The sequence below is a fragment of the Streptomyces sp. NPDC058001 genome (assembly GCF_042886315.1).
Classification (GTDB): Bacteria; Actinomycetota; Actinomycetes; order Streptomycetales; family Streptomycetaceae; genus Streptomyces.
Window position 1 is genome coordinate 288,922 of the sequence record NZ_JBHVQT010000014.1, and the last position, 25,207, is coordinate 314,128.

At 71.3% G+C, this 25,207-nt stretch carries 20 protein-coding genes; 8 read left to right on the forward strand and 12 right to left on the reverse strand.

What is annotated here, in order from left to right:
- Nucleotides 1–321 precede the first annotated feature (321 nt).
- From ACFVT5_RS32960 to ACFVT5_RS32990, 7 genes are all read right to left on the reverse strand, one after another.
- Complete coding sequence (locus tag ACFVT5_RS32960) at nucleotides 322–1,119, reverse strand: ABC transporter ATP-binding protein (RefSeq protein ID WP_389895543.1); 798 nt, start codon at nucleotides 1,117–1,119, stop codon at nucleotides 322–324.
- Nucleotides 1,112–2,041: an ABC transporter permease gene (locus ACFVT5_RS32965; RefSeq protein WP_389895546.1), complete on the reverse strand. Its 930-nt coding sequence runs from the start codon at nucleotides 2,039–2,041 to the stop codon at nucleotides 1,112–1,114. The genes ACFVT5_RS32960 and ACFVT5_RS32965 overlap by 8 nt, the downstream gene beginning before the upstream one ends.
- A gap of 96 nt (nucleotides 2,042–2,137) precedes the next feature.
- Entirely contained in the window at nucleotides 2,138–3,022 is an 885-nt protein-coding gene (locus ACFVT5_RS32970; RefSeq protein WP_389895548.1) for a glycosyltransferase family 2 protein, read from the reverse strand.
- A gap of 8 nt (nucleotides 3,023–3,030) precedes the next feature.
- Nucleotides 3,031–3,810: a CDP-alcohol phosphatidyltransferase family protein gene (locus tag ACFVT5_RS32975; RefSeq protein WP_389895550.1), complete on the reverse strand. Its 780-nt coding sequence runs from the start codon at nucleotides 3,808–3,810 to the stop codon at nucleotides 3,031–3,033.
- Nucleotides 3,788–4,849, reverse strand: a complete 1,062-nt coding sequence (locus ACFVT5_RS32980) for an iron-containing alcohol dehydrogenase family protein (protein ID WP_389895553.1) — start codon at nucleotides 4,847–4,849, stop codon at nucleotides 3,788–3,790. The genes ACFVT5_RS32975 and ACFVT5_RS32980 overlap by 23 nt, the downstream gene beginning before the upstream one ends.
- Entirely contained in the window at nucleotides 4,837–5,601 is a 765-nt protein-coding gene (locus ACFVT5_RS32985; RefSeq protein ID WP_389895555.1) for a sugar phosphate nucleotidyltransferase, read from the reverse strand. The genes ACFVT5_RS32980 and ACFVT5_RS32985 overlap by 13 nt, the downstream gene beginning before the upstream one ends.
- Nucleotides 5,598–7,421 carry a DUF5941 domain-containing protein gene (locus tag ACFVT5_RS32990; protein ID WP_389895681.1) on the reverse strand — a complete coding sequence of 608 codons (1,824 nt, stop codon included), beginning with the start codon at nucleotides 7,419–7,421 and terminating at the stop codon, nucleotides 5,598–5,600. Before ACFVT5_RS32990 ends, ACFVT5_RS32985 begins: the two co-directional genes overlap by 4 nt.
- A 345-nt stretch (nucleotides 7,422–7,766) precedes the next feature.
- On the opposite strand from ACFVT5_RS32990, the gene galE reads away from it, so the two are divergent.
- The 4 genes from galE (at nucleotide 7,767) to idi (ending at nucleotide 12,029) form a co-directional block, all read left to right on the forward strand.
- Nucleotides 7,767–8,750, forward strand: a complete 984-nt coding sequence (gene galE, locus ACFVT5_RS32995; protein WP_389895557.1) for a UDP-glucose 4-epimerase GalE — start codon at nucleotides 7,767–7,769, stop codon at nucleotides 8,748–8,750.
- Nucleotides 8,751–8,908: 158 nt separating this feature from the next.
- A complete protein-coding gene (locus ACFVT5_RS33000; protein ID WP_389895684.1) occupies nucleotides 8,909–9,847 on the forward strand; it encodes a cation diffusion facilitator family transporter in 939 nt (312 codons plus the stop codon).
- Between the two features lie 204 nt (nucleotides 9,848–10,051).
- A complete protein-coding gene (locus tag ACFVT5_RS33005) occupies nucleotides 10,052–11,317 on the forward strand; it encodes a bifunctional class I SAM-dependent methyltransferase/N-acetyltransferase (RefSeq protein WP_389895558.1) in 1,266 nt (421 codons plus the stop codon).
- 118 nt (nucleotides 11,318–11,435) lie between these two features.
- A complete protein-coding gene (idi, locus tag ACFVT5_RS33010) occupies nucleotides 11,436–12,029 on the forward strand; it encodes an isopentenyl-diphosphate Delta-isomerase (protein ID WP_389895561.1) in 594 nt (197 codons plus the stop codon).
- Nucleotides 12,030–12,112: 83 nt separating this feature from the next.
- On the opposite strand, the gene ACFVT5_RS33015 is transcribed toward idi, so the two are convergent.
- A complete protein-coding gene (locus ACFVT5_RS33015; protein ID WP_389895687.1) occupies nucleotides 12,113–12,649 on the reverse strand; it encodes an ATP-binding protein in 537 nt (178 codons plus the stop codon).
- Between the two features lie 286 nt (nucleotides 12,650–12,935).
- On the opposite strand from ACFVT5_RS33015, the gene ACFVT5_RS33020 reads away from it, so the two are divergent.
- From ACFVT5_RS33020 to ACFVT5_RS33030, 3 genes are all read left to right on the forward strand, one after another.
- Nucleotides 12,936–13,697 (forward strand): enoyl-CoA hydratase/isomerase family protein, encoded by a 762-nt coding sequence (locus ACFVT5_RS33020; RefSeq protein WP_389895563.1) that lies wholly within the window; start codon nucleotides 12,936–12,938, stop codon nucleotides 13,695–13,697.
- Nucleotides 13,698–13,784: 87 nt separating this feature from the next.
- Nucleotides 13,785–14,648 (forward strand): hypothetical protein, encoded by an 864-nt coding sequence (locus tag ACFVT5_RS33025; protein ID WP_389895565.1) that lies wholly within the window; start codon nucleotides 13,785–13,787, stop codon nucleotides 14,646–14,648.
- Nucleotides 14,649–14,791: 143 nt separating this feature from the next.
- Entirely contained in the window at nucleotides 14,792–17,251 is a 2,460-nt protein-coding gene (locus ACFVT5_RS33030) for a Tex family protein (RefSeq protein ID WP_389895567.1), read from the forward strand.
- A gap of 97 nt (nucleotides 17,252–17,348) precedes the next feature.
- Here ACFVT5_RS33030 and ACFVT5_RS33035 read toward each other — a convergent pair whose 3' ends face one another.
- Together ACFVT5_RS33035 and ACFVT5_RS33040 are read right to left on the reverse strand one after the other, a co-directional pair.
- On the reverse strand, nucleotides 17,349–18,986 hold the full coding sequence (locus tag ACFVT5_RS33035) for an ABC-F family ATP-binding cassette domain-containing protein (protein WP_389895569.1): 1,638 nt from the start codon (nucleotides 18,984–18,986) through the stop codon (nucleotides 17,349–17,351).
- Nucleotides 18,987–19,580: 594 nt separating this feature from the next.
- Nucleotides 19,581–20,630, reverse strand: a complete 1,050-nt coding sequence (locus ACFVT5_RS33040) for an oxidoreductase (RefSeq protein WP_389895571.1) — start codon at nucleotides 20,628–20,630, stop codon at nucleotides 19,581–19,583.
- Nucleotides 20,631–20,708: 78 nt separating this feature from the next.
- On the opposite strand from ACFVT5_RS33040, the gene ACFVT5_RS33045 reads away from it, so the two are divergent.
- Nucleotides 20,709–21,662, forward strand: coding sequence for an FAD-dependent oxidoreductase (locus ACFVT5_RS33045; protein WP_389895690.1), 954 nt, complete (start codon nucleotides 20,709–20,711; stop codon nucleotides 21,660–21,662).
- Nucleotides 21,663–21,725: 63 nt separating this feature from the next.
- On the opposite strand, the gene ACFVT5_RS33050 is transcribed toward ACFVT5_RS33045, so the two are convergent.
- Nucleotides 21,726–23,072 carry a M14 family metallocarboxypeptidase gene (locus tag ACFVT5_RS33050; protein ID WP_389895573.1) on the reverse strand — a complete coding sequence of 449 codons (1,347 nt, stop codon included), beginning with the start codon at nucleotides 23,070–23,072 and terminating at the stop codon, nucleotides 21,726–21,728.
- A complete protein-coding gene (locus tag ACFVT5_RS33055; RefSeq protein ID WP_389895575.1) occupies nucleotides 23,069–25,075 on the reverse strand; it encodes a Xaa-Pro dipeptidyl-peptidase in 2,007 nt (668 codons plus the stop codon). The genes ACFVT5_RS33050 and ACFVT5_RS33055 overlap by 4 nt, the downstream gene beginning before the upstream one ends.
- Nucleotides 25,076–25,207 lie beyond the last annotated feature (132 nt).

Consider the following 25,207-nt stretch of genomic DNA (forward strand, 5'->3'; position numbering starts at 1 on the left):
TTGCCGTCACATCTCCCGTTCTACACTGCCGACCCAATACATCCTATTTCGGACACGCCGCCTCGCCCCCCGCGGGCCGACCGCATGGGGGCGTTGTCACTTATCGCCCCACTTGCCGCGCATCAGGACCGGTACAGCTTACGTTGTACAACGAGACATGGTTCGTCGGGGTGTCCTGCACATCACAACAACACACCGATTGGCGTCAAGATTCCCCACCAGCAAAGAAGTTGGGACTTGTGAACACGACGGAACCCCGCCGGACGGTTCCGGCGGGGTTCCATACGATCCGGGCGGTCGGGCCGTGACCTGGGCGGACGGCTACTTCCCTGTGAACTTCTCGTACTCCTTGAGTACGTCGTCCGTCGGGCCGTCCATACGCAGTTCCCCGCGTTCGAGCCAGAGCACCCGGTCGCAGGTGTCCCGGATGGACTTGTTGTTGTGACTCACCAGGAAGACCGTTCCGGCCTCCTTGCGCAGTTCCCTGATCCGGGCCTCGGACCGCTTCTGGAACTTGCGGTCGCCGGTGGCCAGTGCCTCGTCGATCATCAGGACGTCGTGGTCCTTCGCGGCGGCGATGGAGAAGCGGAGCCGGGCCGCCATGCCGGACGAGTAGGTGCGCATCGGCAGGGTGATGAAGTCGCCCTTCTCGTTGATGCCCGAGAAGTCGACGATCTCCTGGTAGCGCTCCCTGATCTGCTCGCGGGACATACCCATCGCGAGCCCGCCCAATATGACGTTCCGCTCTCCCGTGAGGTCGTTCATCAGGGCCGCGTTCACACCTAGCAGCGAGGGCTGGCCGTCGGTGTAGACCTTGCCCTTCTCTGGGGGCAGCAGTCCGGCGATGGCGCGCAGCAGGGTCGACTTGCCGGAGCCGTTGGAGCCGATGAGGCCGACCGCCTCACCCCGGTAGGCGGCGAAGGAGACACCCCGTACGGCGTGCACCTTGCGCACACCGCGCTTCTCCTCGTCGGAACCGCGCTTGACGATACGGCTGAGGGCGGCGGTGGCACTGCCCCTGCCGGTCTTGGCGCCGTTGACGCGGTAGACGATGTGCAGTTCGTCCGCGATCACGGTGGGGATGTCCCCCGGATACTGTCCCGGATACTGTTCAGCCACGGCCGTACCGCTCCTCCGCCTTCCAGAAGTACACGAAGCCGCCGACGGCGACGAGAACGGCCCAGCCCGCGGCGACCGCCCACACATGCGCCGGGAGATTGCTGGAGCCGTAGCCGTCGATGAGCGCGAAGCGCATCAGGTCCATGTAGACGGCGGCCGGGTTCCACTGGAGGATCTCGGCGATCCAGGCCGGCTTGTCCTTCAGCATCACCGGGATGGAGAACATGACGCCGGACGCGTACATCCAGGTCCGCATCACGAACGGCATGAGCTGGGCGAGGTCGGGCGTCTTGCTGCCCATCCGGGCCATGATCAGCGCGAGCCCGGTGTTGAAGAGGAACTGGAGCGCGAGGATCGGGAGGATCAGCAGCCAGGACGGGCCGGGGTAGCTGCCGAACCCGATCACGATGATGAACAGCACGATCATCGAGAACAGCAGTTGCTGGAGCTGCTGGAGCGCGAAGGAGATCGGCAGCGAGGCGCGCGGGAAGTGCAGCGCCCTGACCAGGCCGAGGTTGCCCGCGATGGCCCGGACGCCGGCCATCACCGAACTCTGGGTGAAGGTGAAGACGAAGACTCCCGTGACCAGGAACGGGATGTACACGTCGTGCGACATGCCCCGGCTGGCGTTCAGAATGAGACCGAAGATCAAGTAATAGACGAGCGCGTTCAGCAGCGGCGTGGCCACCTGCCACAGCTGGCCCAGTTTGGCCTGGCTGTACTGGGCGGTGAGCTTCGCCTGCGAGAACGCCAGGATGAAGTGGCGCCGCCCCCACATCTGGCGGACGTACTCGATGAGCCCTGGGCGGGCACCACTGACGGCGAGGCCGTACTTGGCGGCGAGCGCGGCCGGGGAGAGCCCGTCGTCGGGCGACGGAGGCGCGGTCACCGTAACGCCGCCATCATGCGTTGTCTCACTCACAAGTGGAAACTTTCGTCTTCAAGATGCGCAGCCTGGTCGGGCATAGGCAGGAGCCAGGGACCGGACACGGCCCGAATGCTCTCAGAGAGGAGCTTGTCAGATGACAGGAGGTCGGCCCAGTCGTGTCAGGCGCCACACCGTACGCCACTTCATGGGGCGACGGGCCCCGCAGGGACTGGTCCAGCCTTCCCGGAACCCGCCGAACCATGCCTTCAGGGCAGGTCCCGAGGGGCGCCGGGCGAGCGTCAGCAGCATCCAGACGCCCAGGTACACGGGGACGAGCGGGGCCGGCAGATTGCGGCGGGCCAGCCAGACCCGGTTACGGGCCACCATCCGGTGATAGACCGCGTGCCGGGAAGGGGCCGTCGTCGGGTGGAACAGCACCATGTCGGAGCGGTAGTCGATCAACCAGCCCGCGTCGAGGGCGCGCCAGGCGAGGTCGGTCTCCTCATGGGCGTAGAAGAACGCGTCGGGCAGCGGGCCCACCTCGGCGATGACCTGAGTGCGTACGGCGTTGGCGCCGCCGAGGAAGGTCGTCACGCGTGAGGAGCGCATCGGGTCGGACGCGCGCAGCCGCGGTACGTGGCGCCGCTGGGTGACCCCGGTGCCGGGGTCGGCGATACGGAAGCTGACGATGCCGAGCTTCGGGTCGTCGGTGAAGGCACGGCGGCACAGCTCGGCGGTGTCGTGCTGGGCGAGCAGTCCGTCGTCGTCCAGGAACAGCAGGACGTCGACGTCGCCGCCGGACGGTCCGAACGCCTCGATGCCGACGTTCCGGCCGCCGGGGATGCCCAGGTTCTCGGGCAGCTCGACCGTGCGGACCCCCGCGGGCACGTCCGGTACCGGGGAGCCGTTGCCGACGACCACCACCTCGACCGGGTCGCCGTCCTGCTTGGCGACCGAGTCGAGGAGGGCGCGCAGCTCTTCCGGCCGGTTGCCCATGGTGATGATCACGGCACCGACCTTGAGGGGGCTGCTCATGGACGTGCTCACTTCAGCCTGCTCGAAGCGAGGACGGACACGAGGTGCAACAGGGCTTGGACCATCGCGATACCGGCGAGGACGGCGACGCCGAGCCGGGTGAAGAACAGGTCGCCCCTGACCGCGTCCACGATCGCCAGGACCAGGATCAGCAGGGACGCCTCGATGCCGAGGACGAGCCGGTGGAAGTTGAGCGCGGCGGCGGCCTTACGGGCCAGGGCCAGTCCGGACGAGCGCGGCGCGGACGCCGACTCCTGGACCGGCGGCAGCCCGCCCTGGTGCCGGGCGACACCGACGAGGTCGGTCTCGGCCTTGATCAGGATGGCGCCGAGCGCGGCCAGCGTGCCGAGGAAGGCCCACAGCCAGTCCACCCGGCCCTCGCCCCACAGATCGGCGGCGCGCAGACCGAAGCCGACCAGCACGGCGGCGTCGCACAGATAGGCGCCGACCCGGTCCAGGTAGACCCCGCTGAGCGAGAACTGCTTCTTCCACCGGGCGATCTCGCCGTCCACGCAGTCGAGCAGCAGATAGAGCTGGACCATCAGCACACCGAGTACCGCGCCCGCGATGCCCGGCACCAGGAGGGCCGGGGCGGCGAGGACACCGAAGACGGTCATCAGATAGGTCAGCTGGTTGGGCGTGACCCGCGTGGGGACCAGGTACCGGTCCACGCGCAGCGAGATCTCCCGCATGTACAGGCGTCCCGCCCAGTGCTCACCGCTGCGCCGGTCCTTCACCCCGGCGGGGTGAACGACGGGGCGGAGTTCAGCTACCGATGGCCTTGGCATAGTCGGCGTATGCGTCCTTGATCTGGTCGGTGGACAGGTCGAGGTGTTCCAGGATCGTGTAGCGGCCGGGGCGGGTCTGCGGAGCGACGGCGACGACCTGGACGAACTCGTCCCGGTTGAAGCCGATCTCCTCCGGCAGGACGGGCAGTCCATGCCGGCGCAGCACCTCGGCCATGTGCTCGGACTCCTCGTGGGCACCGCGCAGATGCATCGCGAACGCGGCGCCTATGCCCACCTGTTCGCCGTGGCTCGCGGCGCGCTTGGGGAAGAGGAGGTCGAAGGCGTGGTTGATCTCGTGGCAGGCGCCGGACGCCGGGCGGGAGTCGCCCGCGACGGACATCGAGATACCGGTGAGGACCAGTCCTTCGGCGAGCACCTGGAGGAAGGCGTCGTCGCCGACGCCGCCCGGGTGCCTGAGCACGGCCTCGCCGGCCTGCCGTGCCATGGCGGCGGCCAGTCCGTCGATGGACTCACCGGTGACCCGGTTGGACAGCTCCCAGTCGGCGACGCAGGAGATGTTCGAGACGGCGTCGCCGATGCCGGAGCGGACGAACCGTACGGGTGCCTCGCGGATCACGTCGAGGTCGATGACCACGGCGATCGGGTTGGGCACGCCGTACGAGCCGCGGCCCGCGTCGTTGTCGAGGGTGGCGACCGGGGAGCACAGGCCGTCGTGCGACAGGTTCGTCGCGACGGCGACCAGCGGCAGACCGACACGCGCCGCGGCGAACTTGGCGCAGTCGATGATCTTGCCGCCGCCGAGGCCGACGACCGCGTCGTAGCGGCCCTTCTTTATGGCGTCGGCGAGCTTGACCGCGTCGTCCAGGGTGCCGCCGCCGACCGCGAACCAGTCGGCGCCGGGCAGCGCCGGCTCCAGGCGCTCGCGCAGCTTGGCCCCGGAGCCGCCGCTGATCGCGACGGCGAGCTTGCCGGAGGCGGAGATCCGCTGGTCGGCGAGGACTCCGGCAAGGTCGTCCAGTGCGCCCGCGCGGATGTCGACGACCAGCGGCGAGGGGATGAGCCTCGTCAGTACTGGCACGCGATCTCACGTCCCTTGGCGAGGTCGTCGTGGTTGTCGATCTCGACCCACTTCACATCGCCGATGGGGGCGACGTCGACCTGGAAGCCTCGGTTGACCAGCTCCTGGTAGCCGTCCTCGTAGTAGAGGTCGGGGTCGCGCTCGAAGGTGACCTTGAGGGCGTCGGCCAGCTCGTCGGCGGCCTCGCCCTCGATGAGGGTGACACCGATGTACTCGCCGGTGGCCTCGGCGGGCTCCATCAGCTTGGTGATCTTCTGGACGCCCTTCTCGGGGTCCACGACGACCTTCATCTCCTCGTCGGCGAGCTGCTTGACCGTGTCGAGGGCGAGGATGATCTTCTTGCCGTCGCCGCGGGCGGCGAGCAGGGTCTTCTCGACGGAGACCGGGTGCACGGTGTCGCCGTTGGCGAGGATCACGCTGTGCCGCAGGGCGTCACGGCCGCACCACAGGGAGTAGGCGTTGTTCCACTCCTCGGCCTTGTCGTTGTCGATGAGGGTGAGCTTGAGGCCGTACTTCGCCTCCAGGGCCGCCTTGCGCTCGTACACGGCCTCCTTGCGGTACCCGACGATGATCGCGACCTCGGTCAGGCCGATCTCGGCGAAGTTGCCGAGGGTGAGGTCGAGCACGGTGAGGTGGTCCGCGGTGCCCTCCTCGGACCCTTCGGGTCCTACCGGCACCAGTGCCTTGGGCAGGGTGTCGGTGTAGGGGCGCAGACGCCGTCCGGCGCCGGCCGCCAGCACGAGGCCGATCATGCGGGTTCTCCTTCATCGTGTACGGCGGGTGCTTGCGAGGACACCCAGAAGCGGATGCTCTCCACGAGCACCACGAGTGCCACGGCCACGGCGAGTGCCGTGAGCGCGAGGCCGAAATCTGTGTTGCCGAGCAGGGCCGCCGCGACCGTGACCAGCAGGACCCTGCCTTCCTGCCCCCCGGTCGACCGCACCAGCCACTGCGGCGGCGCGCCGGTGCCGCCGCGGATGCGGTAGACCGTGTCGTAGTGATGGTAGGCGACGGCGGCCACCAGTCCGAAAGCCGCGGGCAAGGCCCCGTTCACCTCGGCGTGGGCCGCCAGTACCAGGACCGTCCCGTATTCGGCCGCCCGGAAGAGGGGCGGAACGAGCCAGTCGAGGGCGCCCTTGAGGGGGCGGGCGACGGCCAGGCCCGAGGTGACGCAGTACACGCAGGCGGCGACGATCGGCCAGGTCCCGCCGTACTGCGTGAAGGCGCTCACCGCGACGACGAAGGCGCCGCCGGCCAGGGCGACGGCCGGTGCCGTGAAGGACGGCAGTCGGCGCGCGAAGCCCTTGAACGCCTCCGCGAAGGACTGCGCGAGGATCCCGCAGTCGGCGAGGTCGAACAGGGCCTGGGCGGACCGGTCGGTGCGCGCTGCCTTCCTGGTCAGGGAGCGCAGAAGGCGTCCGGCGGTGGTGTAGCAGGCGGCGAGGCCGCAGCCGATGAGTAGGACGGTGAGCGTGAGGCGCGGGGTGGTCAGGGCGGTGAGTACGGCGATCAGCGCCCAGCGTTCGCCGATCGGCAGCACGATCATGCGGCGTGCCCAGACCGTCCAGCCGACGCTGTCGAGGCGGCCGGAGAGCGCGGCGGTGGGGCTGCTGCCGGCGCCGGCGACCGCGCTGTCGGAGTTCGCCTCGTTGAACGAGAAGTCCACGACGTGCCGGCAGGTCTGGAGCACCATGGCGCCCAGCGCGAGCGCCCACACGTCGTCCCCGCCGCGGGCGGCGCCGAGGGCGAGTCCGGCGTAGTACGCGTACTCCTTGGCGCGGTCGAAGGTGGCGTCGAGCCAGGCGCCGAGTGTGGAGTACTGGAGCGAGTAGCGGGCGAGCTGGCCGTCCGTGCAGTCCAGGACGAAGGAGAAGAGGAGCAGGACACCGGCGGCGACGAATCCGGCGCGGGTGCCCGTGGCGGCGCAGCCCGCCGCGATCAGCGCGGTGACGAGTGACGCGGTGGTGACCTGGTTGGGGGTGAGACCTCGGCGGGCGCACCGGCGGGCGAGGTAGCGCGAGTAGGGGCTGACGCAGTAGGTGGTGAAGAACCCGTCGCGGGACTTCACGGCGGTACGCAGCCGTACGGCCTCGTCGTCGACGGCGGCGACGGACTGCCGCGCCTCGTTGCGGGCCTGCGGATCGGCGGGGACCACGGCGATGAGGGTGCCGAGGTCGGGCCGGTGCAGCGAGGTTTCGCCGGCCTCCACCAGGGCGGCGACCCGGTCGGCCAGGGATTCGACGGCGACGGTGGCGCCGCCGCGCGCGGGGCCCCCCGTGCTCTCGCGTACCGCGCCGAGCAGCGCGGCTCGGGCGGCGGGCGCCGCGGTCACGGCGCCGGGGATAGCGGCGGCGGGAAAGCGGGGGTCGGTGAGGCCGAGCCGGAGCGCGTGGACGTGTCCCACGAAGCGGCTGTCGACGATCGCGACGCGCTGGTCGGCGGGGACCTCCACGAGGAGTCCCACGGCGTCGGACGGGTCATCGGCGAGCCGCACGTCGAAGCCGAGTTCCCGCAGATCGCCTTCGAGCGACGACCCTGGAACCGGCCTGCCGGTGAGGATGGCGGTCGACAGAGCGGACTCACTCCTTGGAATGCCGACGCGTCCTGGCGCCGGGCGTGTGTGGGTGGGCGCGCCCCGGGGCCGGGGTGGGCCGGGCGGCGTGTCGGCAGAGGCTATCGGATGAATACAAGCGGGCGTTCACCGCCCGTTCATGGGCCGATAAGCACCGTCTGCCTGGTCGGCACCGCCGCGATCATCATTGTTGATCGAAGGCCCACTCGACAAACCGTGCTCCCAGATCCCTCTATACGGGACATCGTTCGCGGGGAGCCGGTCGCATTGTTCGGTTTCGTCCACCCGGGGTCGCCCGTGCCCGCCCGGCTTCGCCCCTCCGGACCGGGCTTAGGCTCGTGGACCATGACGTGGTTGATCACAGGTGGAGCCGGATTTATCGGATCGCACGTGGTGCGGTCCATGACGGACGCCGGGGAGCGCGTGGTCGTCCTGGACGACCTGTCCTCCGGGGCGGCGGGGAGGCTGGCACCGGATGTTCCGGTGGTCGAGGGGTCCTCGCTCGACGGCGAATTGCTGAAGCGGGTTCTCGCGGAGCACGCGGTGACCGGTGTGGTGCATCTCGCGGCCCGTAAGCAGGTCGGGCAGTCCGTGGAGCAGCCGCTGCTCTACTACCGCGAGAACGTGGGCGGCCTCGCGACCCTGCTCGAAGCGGTCGCGGAGGCCGGGGTGCGGCGGTTCCTGTTCTCGTCGTCGGCGGCGGTGTACGGGAACCCGGCCGTGGAGCTGATCAGCGAGGACACCCCGTGCGTGCCGGTGAACCCGTACGGCGAGACGAAGCTCGCCGGGGAGTGGCTGGTGCGGGCGGCGGGCCGGGCGCACGGCATCGCGACGGTGTGCCTGCGGTACTTCAACGTGGCGGGCTGCGCGACGCCGGAGCTGGCGGACACCGGGGTGTTCAACGTGATCCCGATGGTCTTCGACCGGCTGACCCGCGACGAGGCCCCGAGGATCTTCGGCGACGACTATCCGACGCCGGACGGCACCTGTGTCCGTGACTACATCCATGTCGCCGACCTCGCGGACGCGCACCTGGCGGCGGCGAGGCGGCTGAACGCGGAGCAGGTGACGGGTGACCTGACGGTGAACATCGGGCGCGGTGAGGGCGTTTCCGTACGCGAACTGCTCGGGCTGATCGCCGAGGCGTCCGGCGATCACCGTCCGGCGGTGGTCGAGCCGCGGCGCGCCGGGGACGCCCCGCGCGCGGTGGCGTCGGCGCGGCTGGCCACCGAGGAGCTGGGCTGGACGGCACGGCGGGACGCGCGGGAGATGGTGGAGTCGGCCTGGCGCGGCTGGCTGCTGCACCACCCCGAGGCAGCCGGCCATTGACCCCACAGGGCCGCTTCCCTGCTCTGACCTGCGCTTCATTTCCGCAGGTCAGAGCACATGACAACGGTGTTCAGCGCCGTGTTGCCCGATACCCCCCACCCGTAGTTCACTGAAGACACGCAAGAGCGTTCAGGGCGATGACGGAGGGCGGTATTTTCATGGGGGCCGGGCACGATCACGGACATACGCACGGCGGACCGGCGACGGGGACGGCCGCCGCCGCGTACCAGGGGCGGCTACGGATCGCGCTGTCGATCACGCTGACCGTGATGTTCGTCGAGATCATCGGCGCTCTGGTCGCGGATTCGCTCGCGCTCATCGCGGACGCGACCCATATGGCCACGGACGCGCTCGGCCTCGGCATGGCCCTGCTCGCGATCCACTTCGCGAACCGCCCGCCGAGCGCGAGCCGCACCTTCGGCTACGCCCGCGCCGAGATACTCGCCGCCCTCGCCAACTGTCTGCTGCTCCTCGGCGTGGGTGGCTATGTGCTGTACGAGGCGATCCAGCGGTTCGTCACGCCGACCGAGACGGCGGGCGGGCTGACGCTCGTGTTCGGTGCCGTCGGCCTGGTCGCGAACATGGTGTCGCTGTCACTCCTCGTCCGTGGCCAGCGGGAGAGCCTCAATGTGCGGGGCGCCTTCCTGGAGGTCGCGGCGGACGCGCTCGGCTCCGTGGCGGTGCTGATCTCGGCGCTGGTCATCCTGACCACGGGCTGGCAGCCGGCCGACCCGATCGCCTCGCTCGTGATCGGCCTGATGATCGTCCCGCGCACGGTGAAGCTGCTGCGCGAGACCCTCGACATCCTGCTCGAATCGGCGCCCCGGGGCGTCGACATGGCGGAGGTACGGGCGCACATCCTGGCCCTGCCCGGTGTCGAGGCGGTCCATGACCTGCACGCCTGGACGATCACCTCGGGCCTGCCCGTTCTGTCGGCGCATGTGGTCGTCAGCGCCGAGACGCTGGACGCCATCGGTCACGAGAAGATGCTGCACGCGTTGCAGGGCTGCCTCGGCGGACACTTCGACGTCGAGCACTGCACCTTCCAACTGGAGCCCGGCGGTCACGCGCGGCACGAGGCGAAAGTCTGTCGCTGACCGTCCGGGGCGGCTGCTACGGTGAGCCGGTTCTTTGGGCGTGCGGACCACCGGGACACCGGTACCGCACACACGTGGAGGTGGGTTGATGACTGTCGTGGTGAGCGCTGCTTCGAGCGGCGACCGACGCATCCCCCTTTCGCGGGCCCACGGCTGACCGACTCACGGCAGTGCCGGGGCCCCCACACCCCGAAGGTTTTCACGTTGTCCGACAACACCGCCTCCTTCGAGGCGTTCTTCGCCCTGCACCGCGACCTTCCGCGTCAGGGCCCCGGTTCCGAGGCCACCACCCGGCACCTCCTCTCCGCCGTTTCCGCCACCGGGCCGCTGCCCGCGCGTCCGCGCGTGCTCGACCTGGGCTGCGGTCCCGGCGCCTCCGCACTGCTGCTCGCCGCGGAGGCCGGCGTGGAGGTGACGGCGGTCGATCTGCACGAGCCGTTCCTCGACGAGCTGCGGGCCGCCGCCGAGGCCCGCTCGCTCACCGACCGGATCCACCCGCTCCACGCCGACATGGCGGAACTCCCGTTCCCCGACGGTTCGTTCGACCTTGTCTGGGCCGAGAGTTCGGCGTACTCGATCGGCTTCGACACCGCCCTGCGGACCTGGCGGCGGCTGCTCGCGCCGGGCGGCGCACTGGTGCTCACCGAGTGCGAGTGGACCACCGACGCACCGGGTCCCGAGGCGCGCGCCTTCTGGGATCCGCAGTACCCGCTGCGGACCAGTGACGAGAACATCCGTGCGGCGACGGCCGCCGGGTATCACGTCGTCCATGTGCACCGTCAGCCCGAGTCCGACTGGGACGCGTACTACGGACCGCTCTCCGCGCGCGTGGCCGCCGCCGACCCCGAGGCTCCGGGCATGGCCCGGGCCCTGGCGGCGACCCACGAGGAACTGGCGATGCGCCGCGAGCACGGGGACGAGTACGGGTACACCGGGTACGTCCTGCGCCCGGCGGACGCGTCGCAGTGGCGCACCCGGCCCGAGACGGCCGCCGACCTGGCGTCCGTACGGGCCGTGAACAGCGCGGCCTTCCCGACCGAGGAGGAGGCGGCGCTCGTGGACGCGCTGCGCGCCGATCCGGAGGCATGGCTGTCCGGTCTGTCGTACGTCGCCGAGGCGCCGGACGGCACGGTCGCCGGGCACGCCCTGATCACCCGCTGCCGAGTCGGCGACACACCTGCCCTCGCATTGGCTCCGGTGGCGGTCCTGCCCGCGTACCAGGGCCGGGGCGTGGGCTCGGCGGTCGTCCGGGCGGTACTCGACGCGGCACGCGCGCGGGGCGGCGACGACCTGGTCCTCGTCCTGGGGCACCCCGAGTACTACCCGAGGTTCGGCTTCGTACCGGCGTCGCGGTACGGGATCAAACCCGGCTTCGAGGTGCCTGACGAGGCAATGATGGCGCTGGTGTTCGACGGTTCCGCGGGGGTACCCCAGGGAACGATCAGGTATCCGGCCGCTTTCGGCGTCTGACCAGTACACGCCGCATGTCCCGCCCGCCTCGGCGCGGCGGGACATGCGGGCGCAGGTACCGAGAGTGCCGTTGTTGTACGGCAGACTTGAAGTTCGAAGACCGAAGCGAAGGATGGGTATGCCGATCACACCTGCCACCGCGGAGCACAGTTCGTCGAACGGCACCGCTGAAACCATCTTGCTGGAGCTGGTCGACGAGAACGGCACCACGATCGGCACGGCGGAGAAGCTCTCCGCCCACCAGGCGCCCGGTCAGCTGCACCGGGCGTTCTCCGTGTTCCTGTTCGACGAGCGGGGCCGGCTGCTGTTGCAGCAGCGCGCTCTGGGCAAGTACCACTCCCCCGGTGTGTGGTCGAACACCTGCTGCGGGCACCCGTATCCCGGTGAGGCGCCGTTCGCCGCGGCGGCCCGGCGGACGTTCGAGGAGCTGAGGGTCTCGCCGTCGCTGCTCGCCGAGGCGGGGACCGTGCGCTACAACCACCCGGACCCGGCGTCGGGCCTGGTGGAGCAGGAGTTCAACCATCTGTTCGTGGGGATGGTGCAGTCGGCGCCCCGGCCGGATCCGGCCGAGGTCGAGGACACCGCGTTCGTGACCGCGGCGGAGCTGGCCGAGCGGCACGAGAAGGATCCCTTCTCGGCCTGGTTCATGACCGTGCTCGACGCGGCGCGGCCCGCGATCAAGGAGCTGACAGGCCCCTCCGCCGACTGGTGAGAGGGGGCTCTGCCGACCGGTGAAACCGTGCCCGGCCGACCGGTGGGACGGCGGGGGCCGGGCCGTAAGGACCGTCAGGGTCGTCAAGGGAGCGGCAGCCCCAGGCCCTGGGGGTCGGCGGGCCGGGCCGGCTTGAGGGGCAGGGCCGCCCAGATGACCTTGCCCCCGGCCGCCGTGTGCTCCACGTCGCACGCCCCGCCGGCCTCCCGGGTCACCTCACGCACCAGGAGCAGGCCCCGGCCGCCGGTCTGCCCGTGGTCGGTCACCAGGGCGGTCGGCCGGTACGGGTGGTTGTCCTCCACGGAGACCCGGACCCACTCGGCGCCGACGGCGACCTCGACAGCGAGTATCGGCGACAGCAGCGCCGCGTGCCGTACGGCGTTGGTGACCAGCTCCGAGACGATCAGCAGCAGGCTGTGCACCAGGTCGTCCGACGCGGGCACCCCCTGCCGGGCGAGCAGATCGCGCACCGCGTGCCGCGCCTGCGGCACCGAGGCATCGGTGGCGGGGGCGGTGAACCGCCACACACCCTCGTACGACAGCGGTCTCTGTTCCGTGTCGGGGTACACCCCCGGGCCGCCCTCCGGAGGCGGACCGGAACCCCACCCGCTGCTGTCCATCGTCCGGTCGCCGCCCTTGTGCTCGATTGTCACCACACGTCGAGTGTTGGGAATGCCCCGGTCCGTGCCGGATAACTGACCAGAAGTCAGCGACTATCGACACGATCTGATCCGATGGCGTATGACAGCGTCATTCGTGCGACCGCTCCTGTCCTTCTTGTGGTGACTTGGTGCCCTCTTCAGGTTGTAGGGGTTGGAGCGGCCGGTGACGGGCATCACGTGGAGCCCCCCTGACGTCCGGCCGCCTCGAAGATCACGCGCGCGGTGCCGCCGATAGCATCCGTGCATGGAGCAAGAGTCGCCGCAGTTGGCACACCGCGCGGCCGAGGGGGTCGCCACCGTCGTCATCCGGCATCCCGCCAAGCGCAACGCGATGACCGAGACGATGTGGCGCTCCCTGCCACCGCTGCTCGACATCCTCGCGGCCGATCCGGACGTACGGGTCCTGGTGCTGACCGGCGAGGGCGGCACCTTCTGCGCGGGCGCCGACATCTCCTCGCTGCGCGGCCCGGCACCGGCCGCGCAGGACCTCGCGGTACGGGCCGAGGACGCGCTCGCCGCCTTTCCGAAGCCGACGCTGGCCGTCGTACGCGGGCACTGCGTCGGGGGCGGCTGCCAGTTGGCGGCGGCGTGCGATCTGCGGTTCGCCGACGAGGAGGCGCTGTTCGGCGTGACGCCCGCGAAGCTCGGCATCGTCTATCCGGAGTCGTCCACACGGCGGCTGGTGTCCCTGGTGGGTCCGGCGACGGCCAAGTACCTCCTGTTCTCGGGCGAGTTGATCGACGCCGGGCACGCGCTGCGGACCGGGCTCGTGGACGAGGTACTGCCCACCGGCGAACTGGACCGGCGGGTCGCCGACTTCACCCGTGTCCTGGCGTCGCGTTCGCAGCTCACGCAGGCGGCGGCGAAGGAGTTCGCGGCAGGCCGCACGGACCGGGCGGAGCACTGGGCCCGACAGGCGCGGGGCAGCGGCGACACGGCCGAGGGCGCCGCGGCGTTCCTGGAGCGACGGCAGCCGCGCTTCACCTGGTCTCCGGCGGGTGACTGAGGGCCGAGGCGGTCTTCCCGCGCCCGGATTTCCCGCACCGCGTCCACCGGCTTCCCCACGTACCGACCAGTCGGTAACATCCAGCACATGGAATCTCTGCCGGAGCGTGCCGGTCGCCGCTGTCACCACATGCTCAACCCGTTGCACTCGACCCACTACTTCTCGCCGGACCTCGGGCGCGAGCTGGCCGGGATCGGGATCGATGACGCGTCCGCCGCCTACTTCGCGGTACGCGCCGCCGCCATGGGACCGGTCGGTGCCGGTGTCGTGGCGGCGACGTTCTTCAACTTCGACCCCGCGCTGGTGGCCCGGCACGTACCGACGGTGTGGACGGTCGCGGAGCCGAAGACGGTACTCGCGGCGCGCACGCGCGCGGTGGACGCGACATTGCGACGGCTGCTCGGCGACGAACTGATCGCGTCACCGGAGATGGCGGAGGCGGCGAAGCTGGCGCTGCGCGCGACGGAGGCGTGCGCCGGGGCGGCCCGCCCGCTGTACACGGCGCACGCCGATCTGCCGGTGCCGGACGCACCGCACCTCGCCTACTGGCACGCGGCGACGCTGCTGCGCGAACACCGGGGCGACGGCCATCTCGCGGCGCTGCTCGACGCGGAACTGGACCCGGTGGAGGCCCTGGTGAGCCACACCGCGACCGGCCGGGGCATGACGCCGAAGTGGGCCCTGGGCAGCCGCGGCTGGTCGCGCGCCGACTGGGACGCCGCCGTCGGACGGCTCCGGGAGCGCGGACTGCTCGACGCGGACGGCGAGTTGACGCGCGAGGGCGCCGCGATGCGCGAGGGAGTCGAGGCCCGCACGGACCGCCTCGACCACGCCCCGTACGCGCATCTGGGCGCGGCAGGTGTCGAACGGCTCACCGAACTCGCCGGAGGGATCCTGAAGACGGCGATGGCCGCCGGGGCGTTCCCGGGCGGAGCCTTCGGCAAGAACTGAGCCGCACCGCCCGACTCGTACCGCCCGACTCCCGGCCCGGCGCGCCCCGCCCGAGCGGCGCCGTCTGGCGCCCTGCCGCCCGGTTGTCGGTGCCACCTGCCACAATTGCCGCGCAACCTCAGTGGAGAAGGCGGTACGGGATCGTGACGACACCCCTCGTAGGGTCCATCGAAGGCAGGATCGCCGAGCAGCTCGGCGTGCGGGAGCGGCAGGTGAAGGCCGCGGTCGAGCTGCTCGACGGCGGCTCGACGGTTCCCTTCATCGCCCGCTACCGCAAGGAAGCGACGGAGATGCTCGACGACGCCCAGCTGCGCACCCTGGAGGAGCGGCTGCGGTATCTGCGGGAGCTGGAGGAGCGGCGCACCGCCGTCCTCGAATCGGTGCGGGAGCAGGGCAAGCTCACCGAGGAGCTGGAGGCGTCGATCCGGGCGGCCGACACCAAGGCGCGCCTGGAGGACATCTATCTGCCGTTCAAGCCGAAGCGGCGCACCAAGGCGCAGATCGCGCGCGAGGCGGGCCTCGAACCCCTCGCGGACGGTCTGCTCGGCGACCCTTCGGTGGACCCGTTCGCCGCCGCCACGGCCTTCGTGGACGCCGACAAGGGCGTGGCCGATCCGCAGGCCGCCCTGGACGGCGCCCGCGCGATCCTCACCGAGCGCTTCTCGGAGGACGCCGACCTGATCGGCGAGCTGCGTGAGCGCATGTGGGGACAGGGCCGGCTCGCGGCGAAGGTCAAGGAGGGCAAGGAGGAGGCGGGCGCGAAGTTCGCCGACTACTTCGACTTCGCCGAGCCCTTCACGGACCTGCCCTCGCACCGGATCCTCGCGATGCTGCGCGGCGAGAAGGAGGACGTCCTCGATCTCACCCTGGAGCCCGAGGAGCCATCCGACACGCCCGGCCCGTCCTCGTACGAGGGGACGATCGCCCACCGCTTCGATGTCACCGACCGGGGCCGCCCGGCCGACAAGTGGCTGGCGGACACGGTCCGCTGGTCCTGGCGGACCCGGATCCTGGTGCACCTCGGGATCGACCTGCGGCTGCGGCTGCGGACGGCCGCCGAGGACGAGGCGGTGCAGGTGTTCGCGACGAACCTGCGGGACCTGCTGCTCGCCGCCCCGGCGGGCACCCGCTCGACCCTGGGCCTGGATCCCGGGTTCCGTACGGGTGTGAAGGTCGCCGTGGTCGACGCGACGGGCAAGGTCGTCGCCACCGATGTGATCTACCCGCATGTCCCGCAGAACAAGTGGGACGAGTCGGTGGCCAAGCTGGCGCGCCTGGCGAAGGAGCACGCGGTCGAACTGGTCGCCATCGGGAACGGCACGGCGTCCCGCGAGACGGACAAGCTCGCCGGTGAACTGATCGGCAAGCACCCGGAGTTGCAGCTCACCAAGGTGATGGTGTCGGAGGCGGGCGCTTCGGTGTACTCGGCGTCGGCGTTCGCCTCGCAGGAACTGCCCGACATGGACGTGTCGCTGCGCGGCGCCGTGTCGATCGCGCGGCGGCTCCAGGACCCGCTCGCCGAGCTGGTCAAGATCGACCCGAAGTCGATCGGGGTCGGGCAGTACCAGCACGACCTGTCCGAGGTGAAGCTCTCGCGCTCGCTGGACGCGGTCGTGGAGGACTGTGTGAACGGCGTGGGTGTGGACGTCAACACCGCGTCCGCGCCGCTGCTCGCGCGGGTCTCCGGCATCGGCTCCGGACTAGCCGAGAACATCGTGGCGCACCGCGACGAGAACGGCCCGTTCCGCTCCCGGACGGCCCTCAAGGGGGTTCCCCGTCTGGGCCCGAAGGCGTATGAGCAGTGTGCGGGCTTCCTGCGGATCCGGGGCGGCGACGACCCGCTGGACGCGTCTAGCGTGCACCCGGAGGCGTATCCCGTGGTGCGCCGGATGGTGAAGACCGTGGGCAGCGAGGTCGCGTCGCTCATGGGCGACACGGGGACGCTGCGCTCGCTGCGGCCCGCGGACTTCGTGGACGACACCTTCGGGCTGCCGACCGTGTCGGACATCCTCAAGGAGCTGGAGAAGCCGGGGCGCGACCCGCGGCCCGCGTTCAAGACGGCGACCTTCAAGGAGGGCGTCGAGAAGCTCTCCGACCTGGTGGCGGGCATGGTGCTCGAAGGGGTCGTCACGAATGTGGCCGCGTTCGGCGCGTTCGTCGACGTCGGTGTGCACCAGGACGGCCTGGTCCATGTGTCCGCGATGTCCAAGACGTTCGTCAAGGATCCCCGCGATGTCGTGAAGTCCGGCGACATCGTGAAGGTAAAGGTGCTGGACGTCGACATTCCGCGCAAGCGCGTGTCGCTGACGCTGCGTCTGGACGACGAGATCGCGCCCGCGGACGCGGCGGCCGACGGCAAGGGTCGCGGAGCCCAGCGCGGCGGGCGCCCGCCGCAGCCACGTCAGGGCGCCGGACGGCAGGGCGGTGGTGCCGGCCGTCAGGGCGGAGGCGGTCGCCAAGGCGGTGCCGGTGGGCGTCAGGGCGCGGGGCAGCAGGGCGGCGGGGGCCGGCCGGCTTCCGCGCGGCAGTCGGCGCCGCCCGCCAACAGCGCGATGGCGGACGCACTGCGCCGGGCCGGGCTGGTCGATCCGAACAAGCGCTGAGTCAGAGCAAGCGGTGAGTCAGAGCAAGCGGTGAGTCGGAACAAGCGGTGAGTCAAGGGGCGCCCCGGGAGACCGGGGCGTCCGTCACCCTCGGGGCTCACACCTCGGTGAGCTTGCCCGCCGCCATCTCGATACGGCGGGTCGTGTGGACCGCGTCCAGCATCCGGCGGTCGTGCGTGACCAGGAGCAGTGTGCCGGTGTAGGACGCCAGCGCCGATTCGAGCTGTTCGATGGCCGGCAGGTCCAGATGGTTCGTCGGCTCGTCGAGTACGAGCAGATTGACGCCCCGGCCCTGGAGCAGGGCGAGTCCCGCGCGGGTCCGTTCGCCCGGTGAGAGGGTGACCGCCGAGCGCAGCACATGGTCGGACTTGAGGCCGAACTTGGCCAGCAGGGTGCGTACTTCGGCGGGTTCCGTGTCGGGGACGGCCGCGCAGAACGCGTCGATGAGGGACTCGCTGCCGTAGAAGAGCTGCCGGGCCTGGTCGACCTCGCCGACCACGACCCCGGGACCCAGCGCGGCATACCCGGCGTCGAGCGGTACGCGGCCGAGCAGGGCGCCCAGGAGCGTGGACTTGCCGGAGCCGTTCGCACCGGTCACGGCGACCCGGTCGGCCCAGTCGACCTGGAGCGACGCGGGGCCGAACCGGAAGTCACCCCGGCGCACTTCGGCGTCGCGCAGCGTGGCGACGACCGCGCCGGAGCGCGGGGCCGCCGCGATCTCCATCCGCAGCTCCCACTCCTTGCGCGGCTCGTCCACCACGTCGAGACGCTCGATCATGCGCTGCGTCTGCCGGGCCTTGGCGGCCTGCTTCTCGCTGGACTCGCTGCGGAACTTGCGGCCGATCTTGTCGTTGTCGGTGGCCTTGCGGCGGGCGTTCTTGACGCCCTTGTCCATCCAGGCGCGCTGCGTCTGGGCGCGGCCTTCGAGTGCGGCCTTCTTGTCGGCGTACTCGTCGAAGTCGGCGCGGGCATGCCGGCGGGCCGTCTCGCGCTCCTCCAGATAGGCGTCGTAGCCGCCGCCGTAGAGGTTGATCTGCCTCTGGGACAGGTCGAGTTCGAGGACCTTGGTGACCGTGCGGGCGAGGAACTCGCGGTCGTGGCTGACGAGGACGGTGCCCGCGCGCAGCCCCTTCACGAAGGATTCGAGCCGGTCGAGTCCGTCGAGGTCGAGGTCGTTGGTCGGCTCGTCCAGGAGGAACACGTCGTAACGGGACAGGAGCAGCGAGGCGAGTCCGGCGCGGGCCGCCTGGCCGCCCGACAGGGTCGTCATCGGCTGGTCGAGGTCGACACCGAGGCCCAGCGACGCGGTCACCTCTTCGGCGCGCTCGTCGAGGTCGGCGCCGCCGAGGCCAAGCCAGCGCTCCAGGCCCACGGCATACGCGTCGTCGGCCCCCGGCGCACCGTCGACCAGGGCCTGGGTTGCCTCGTCCAGGGCTCGCTGCGCCTCGGCGACACCGGTACGCCGGGCCAGGAAGGCGCGTACCGACTCGCCGGGGCGGCGCTCCGGTTCCTGCGGGAGATGGCCGACGGCGGCGGTGGGCGGGGAGAGCCGCAGCTCCCCTTCGTCGGGCGAGTCGAGCCCGGCGAGCAGCCGCAGCAGGGTGGACTTGCCCGCGCCGTTGGCACCGACGAGACCGATCACCTCGCCCGGCGCGACGACGAGGTCGAGCCCGGTGAAGAGCGAGCGGTCGCCGTGGCCCGCGGCGAGATCCTTGGCGACGAGAGTGGCAGTCATAACGGGTCGATCCTACGGAGGCCCCAGGGCGTTCCGGAAACGGACTGCCGCCGGCGGCCGACCGGGCGGTTCGGCAGCGGCTCATCCGAGGGGGGCGTCACGCGACGGCTCACCGGGCCGAGGCACCGCGTGGCAGCTCACCGGAGGATGGTGTCGCGCGACGACTCACCGGGCCGGGGCACCTCGTGTCAGCTCACCGAGGCATAGCGTCGCACGGCGGCTCACCGGTCCGAGGCACTGCCTGGTAGCTCACCGAGGCATGGCATCGCACGACGACTCACCGGGACATGGCACCCCGTGGCAGCTCACCGGAACATGGCACGGCCCGACGGCCCACCGGGCCGAGGCACCCCGTAGCAGCCCACCCGGCCATGGCACCGCGCGACGGCCCGTCGGAGCATCGCATCACACGACGGCTCGTCGGAGCGCGGCATCACACGACGGCCCCCCGGCCGCAGGACCCCACGACGGCTCGCCCGGCCAGCGGGCGGCACAACGGCTCACCGGGGCGCTTCCGCGGCGGCCCGCTCGGCGGCGGCTCGGCCGAGCGCCGGGGGCCCGGCAGCTCACCCCGCGTCGGCCCGCCCCGCTCGCTCACCGCTCCATCGCCGCCACCCGCACACTGTCCGTCGTACGCGCCACCACGAAGGACTCCCCCCGCACCGCCTTGGCGTCGAGCGCGATCCGGTGGTGGCCCGGTGTGAGCACGCCGTCGAAGATCTCCTGGGTGTGGGTCCGGTACAGGCGGTCCAGGCGGTACGCGATGAGGCGGACCCGGCACGTCGAGGTGACCTCGACCCTGGCCTCGCCGTCGGCGGCGACCAGTGCGGTGAGGCGGCGCCGCACCGGGTGGTCCCCGTCGGTCCCGGCGTCGAGGGACTGCTCGATCTGGGCGACGAGCAGCGGAATGACGGGGGCGAGCCCGTCGACGTACGCCACCTCGACGCCCGCGTCCGTGAACGCGGCGCGCACGGCGGATCGTTCCCTCTGGCCGACCGCGCGGCCGAAGGCGACGGCGCCATAGGTCCGCAGTTCGTCGGGCGGGACGCCGGCCGCGCCATCGGTGATCTCGGCGCCGATGCCGATGGCGCGCAGGGCGGCGGCGAGTTTGGCGAGGACGGCGACCCGGGCGCCGATCAGCAGGACCCGGCGGCGGCCCGGCGCTCCGCCGGCCCCGGCGTCCTCGATCAGCCGCCGCAGCGCGTCGCGGTACTCGGCACCCCGGAACCGGTAGGGCCCTATGCCGTGGTAGCCGTTGAGGTCCAGGTCGGCCCGGGTGTCGGTCTGCCAGGCGAAATCGCGCCAGATGTAGTCGTCACCGTCCGGGGCCTTCTCGATCACGGCCGTGACGGCGCCGCACTCGATGCCCTCGCACTCCGGGCAGCCGTAGATGACATACCGCCCGTCGGCGAGCGGAGCGTTGGCCTCCAGGAGGAGGCCGCGGGCCTGGGCGGCGAAGATCGCGGGCGGCACGTCGGAGGCGAGCGGCGACACCGCGTCGAGATCGGAGAGCTGGAACAGCAGCGGACGGCCATCGACGATGAAGTCCACGAAGTCCCGGTGCACTTGGTAGTCGCCGTTGGCGAGAACCCCACCGGTGCGCGTCGCGGGCGCCAGACCGAAGGTCGTATAGACGGCAGACATGTCCTGAGTATCCCCACCTCGCACGGAAAGTGAGCACGCAGCAGCGGATTCGGCTACGGTCCCGGCGTGGCTACTGACGTGATCGTGGTGGGCAGCGGCGTCATAGGTCTGACGACGGCGGTGGTTCTCGCTGAGCGCGGGCACAGCGTCCTGGTCCGGTCCCGGGAGCCCGCGGGGCGGACGACCTCGGCCGTTGCCGGTGCGCTCTGGTGGCCCTACCGCATCCGGCCCGAGGACCGGGTCGGCGACTGGTCGCTGGAATCCTTCGCTGTGTACGGGGAGTTGGCGGACCGTCCGGAGGAGACGGGCGTACGCATGGTCGAGGGCGTACACGAGGGCGGCAGGCTGGACGGGCTCGGGGCGTGGGCGGCGGACGTGCCGGAGCTGCGGGTGGCGACCGCCTCGGAGTGCCGGAGCGGTGAAGGGCTGTGGGCGCGGCTGCCGTTGATCGACATGCCGACGCATCTGCGGTGGCTGGGGGCCCGGTTGGCGGCGGCGGGCGGCGCGGTCGAGACGGGCACGGTGACCTCGCTCGCCTCGCTCGCAGGGTCGTCGGGTGAGGCGCGGGTGGTCGTGAACTGTGCCGGGCTCGGCGCTCGCGACCTGGTACCGGACCCGGCCGTGCGCCCGGTGCGCGGGCAGTTGGTGCTGGTGGAGAACCCGGGCGTGGACACCTGGTACACCGGCCCGGAGTCGCCGTCGGGCGGCTCGACGTACTTCTTCCCGCAGCCCGGCCGGCTGGTGCTCGGCGGCACGGCGCAGGAGGACGACTGGTCGACGGAGCCCGATCCGGTGGTCGCCGACGCGATCGTGCGGCGCTGTGCGGCCGTCCGGCCGGAGATCGCGGGCGCCCGGATCCTGGGTCACCGGGTGGGTCTGCGGCCCGTCCGCGACGCCGTACGTCTGGAGCGGGTGAGGCTGCCGGGCGGCGGGACCGTCGTGCACCACTACGGGCACGGTGGCGCCGGGGTGACGGTGGCGTGGGGCTGCGCGCGGGAGGCGGCCGACCTGGTGGAGTCGGGCGACGCGTGAACGGACCCGGCGCTGCCCGTCCGGCGGTTCCTGACGGGCAGCGCCGTAGGTCGAGTGCTGGGCTCAGCAGCGGGTTTCGGGCTGTGCGTCGGTCAGGTGGTACGGGGCCCTGGCGTCGAGGAGCAGCGGGACGAGGGCGCGCAGGGGCTGCCGGAGGCGGACGGTGGCTCCGTCTCGGTCCCGCTGGACCCGTACGCCGTGCAGCGCCAACTCGTCGTGCACGTCGGCGTACTGGTCCGCCGTGAGCCGGTACGCGCAGGGCGGATCCTGGATCACCTCGGCGGGCTCGGCGGGATCGTTGTCCGCGCCACCGAGGTAGACCGGGCCCCGGTCGCGGTAGCCGGCGAGACGGGCGGCCCCGGTCGCCGCCTCGATGCTCCTGCGCCGCTCGCCGGTGAAGGTGAACATGCCGTCCAGGGCGGCGAGTTGGGAGGAGACGCGGCGCCGGTTGTTCAGCGCTTCGTCGGCCTTCTCGGCGTCCGTGAGCGGGTCGACGCGGCTCTCGATGAGCAGTCCGACGGCGTGCTTGATGCCCGACGCGTTACGCAGGATGCGTTCCTGGCCGTCGCCCGCCGTCTGCCGGATCGGCTCACCGGTCACCGGGTCGGTCCAGATGCCGTAGGTCCCGGTCGAGTAGCCGGAGGTGTGCGCGGCGGGCCTGACGTACGACGCGGAGAGTGCCTGGGCCTCGTCGTGGACGGCCCGGTCGGTGTTGAGGTTGCGGGGCCAGAGGTCGAACAGGTCCTTGTCGTAGTACTTCGGCGTCGCTCCGTACTCGTGCAGGTCGTAGATGATGTCGGGGGTCCGGTCGCGGATCACGGCGGCCATGGCGCGTGCCTCGGCCGTCTTGAGGGCGATGTGGTCGCGGTTGATGTCGACGCCCGCGGAGTTGCCACGGGTGTCGGCGGCGCGGCCGTCCGGGTTGGCGGTGGGCACGACGAGGACCGTCGTACGGGACAGGAAGTCCCGGGTGTCGCGGTCCTTGGCGTACGCGAGGTCGCGGATGGTGGTGAGGCACGCCTCGCGGCCGGAGGGTTCGTCACCGTGCTGGCTGCACACGAGGAGCACGGTGGACGGGGCGCGCGGGGCGCCGATCCGGACGAGTTGGAGCGGGCGGCCCTGCGTGGTCGTGCCGATCCGGGAAAGGAACACTCGGTCGGCGCCCCGGTCGACGGCGGCGAGGAAGGACTGCTCCTCGGGCTGCGTGGTCCAGCGGGCTCCGGCGGACTCCTCGAATCCGGTACGCGGCGGGACACCGGCTGCCCGTGCGTCGGCCGGCTGTGTGTCGGCGGCCTGGGCGGGCGCGGTCAGCAGAGGCGCGGCCAGGGCGACGGCGGCCGAGGCCAGGACCAGGGCACGGGCACGGGTGCGGGCGGGGTTGTGGCTGCCGGGACGGGTGCGGTGGGTCATGAAGCGCTGCCTCCGGGGATGCGGTGGGTCGCGCGCGGCGGGTGCACCTGGTCGCGCCCTGTGGTGTGCGGCGCGGCGGTCGCGGTACCCGAGGTGGCCCGTGCGAAGGCGGCGGCGCCCCCGACGAACGGCACCTTCGCCGAGGTGCGGGTCAGGTCGAGGGTGAGCGTGGGCCGGTCGGCGGGCGGGTCGATGAGGTACTGATCGGTGCCCGCGACGATCAGCGCGAGGCGGTGGCCGGCCGGGACGACATGGTCGGTCGCCCCGAGGTCGAGCGTGATCGTGTAGCGCTTGCCGGGCGTCAGGGGGCGGCCTGTGCGGTCGGAGGCGTAGTTCCCGAGGTCGGCCCAGCCCCGGCTGACGACGGTCGCGCCGACATCGGCCTTCGTGGCGGCGGTCTCCTTGTAGCAGGCGCTGTCTCCCGGGGTGCTCGCGCCCCAGCAGGTGCGGTCGGGCAGCGTGCTGATGCCCTCGCCCGAGTCTCCGTAGTCACGGATGGTCGCGGGGCCCAGGTCGACCAGCACGGCCGACAGGTGCGCGGTCGCGGTGTTGGGGGTGGCGGTGACGGTGACCCGCGAGGAGCCGGAGAGGCGCAGGTCGCGGGTGAGCGGACGGGTGGTGAATCCGGCCTTGTCCGGGGTGCTCCGGTCGATCTGCGCGGCCCAGTCGGTCTCGTTCCTGCTCGGGTCGTCCGTGAAGGTCGCGGTGCCTGTTCCGGGGCGCAGACCGAGGGTGCCGACGCCGGGCTCCGCGCCGGAGGCGGGGCGCAGCGTGGTGGCGGCGGTGGTGCGGGGCGGCCAGGTGGCGCTGGTGGACCACTGGTCGGGGGCGCGCTCGATGTCGGCCATCGGCTCGCGGTCGATGCCGTTGTCGTAGCCGAGGAGTTCATGGTCGAACCAGCGGTGCAGGGTGGTCACCCACGTGTCGCGGCGGAAGTCGAACGGGTCGACGTGCCCGGTCTGGCTCAGCCAGATCTTGCGGTCGACGCCCGCCTTGCCGAGGGCGTCCCACCAGGGACCGACGTGCTGCGTGCGGACGTTGAGGTCCTGCATGCCGTGCACGAGGAAGACGCTCGCCCTCACCTTGCGCGCGTCGGGCACATAGGTCCGCTCGTCCCACAGCCGGGTCCAGTCACCGGTGCGGGGAGCTTCGTCGACAAGCCGCTTCTGTACGGCGGCGCAGCGGGCGCGGGCCTCGGGGCTTTCGACGGCGTCGGACAGCCACTCGGGGCCGGAGTCGTAGAGCGGGGCGCCCTTGGAGAAGTAGTAGTCGTACCAGGAGGAGATCGCGCTGATCGGGACGATCGTCTCCAGGCCGCGCACGCCGGTGGCCGCGACGCCGTTGGCGACGGTGCCGTCATAGCTCTTGCCGATCATGCCGGTGCGGCCGTTGGTCCAGGACGCCTGGGTGCGGGTGGCGCCGGTGCGGGTCGTGTAGGCGCGTGCGCGGCCGTTCAGCCAGTCGATCACGGCCTTCGCGGACTGGATGTCGGAGCGTCCGCCGACGTCCACACAGCCGTCGGAGCGGTTGGTGCCGGCGAGGTCGACGGCGACAAAGGCGTAGCCGCGCGGCACGAAGTAGTTGTCGTAGTAGAGCGGGAAGCCGACCGGATTGCCCTGCGCGTCGTAGGTCTTCTTCTGGCCCTCGTTGCCGCGTCCGCAGCACGAGTAGTACGGGCTGGCGTCCATGATGACCGGCACCTTGCGGCCCTGGGCGGCGGGTTCGCGGGGCCGCACGATGTCGACGGCGACACGGTCGTCCTTGCCGTCGCCGTCGCCGTCGAGCCCGGTGTCGACCCAGACCGATTCACGGACGGCGGTGTCGTACGCGTATACGGGCTTGCTCTCGCGTACCAGGTGGCCGGAACTGGTCGCGGCCGACGCGGAGGGGCCGGTGGTCTGGGCGGCGTTCGACGGCAGGACGCCGGTGATCACGAGGGCGGCCGTGGCGGCGGTCACGAGCATGCTGCGGATGAAGCGCGGTCGACGCGCACGTATCGACATGCGCGGAAGGTACTCCGGTCAACTCCCTTGCAAAAGAGGGCCTTCTGCGCCAGGAGACCGTCCAGGCGAAAGATCCGCCCGTGTCGGCCGAATGGCGATCGTGTGACGGCGGGGGCCATGGACATGACTGGG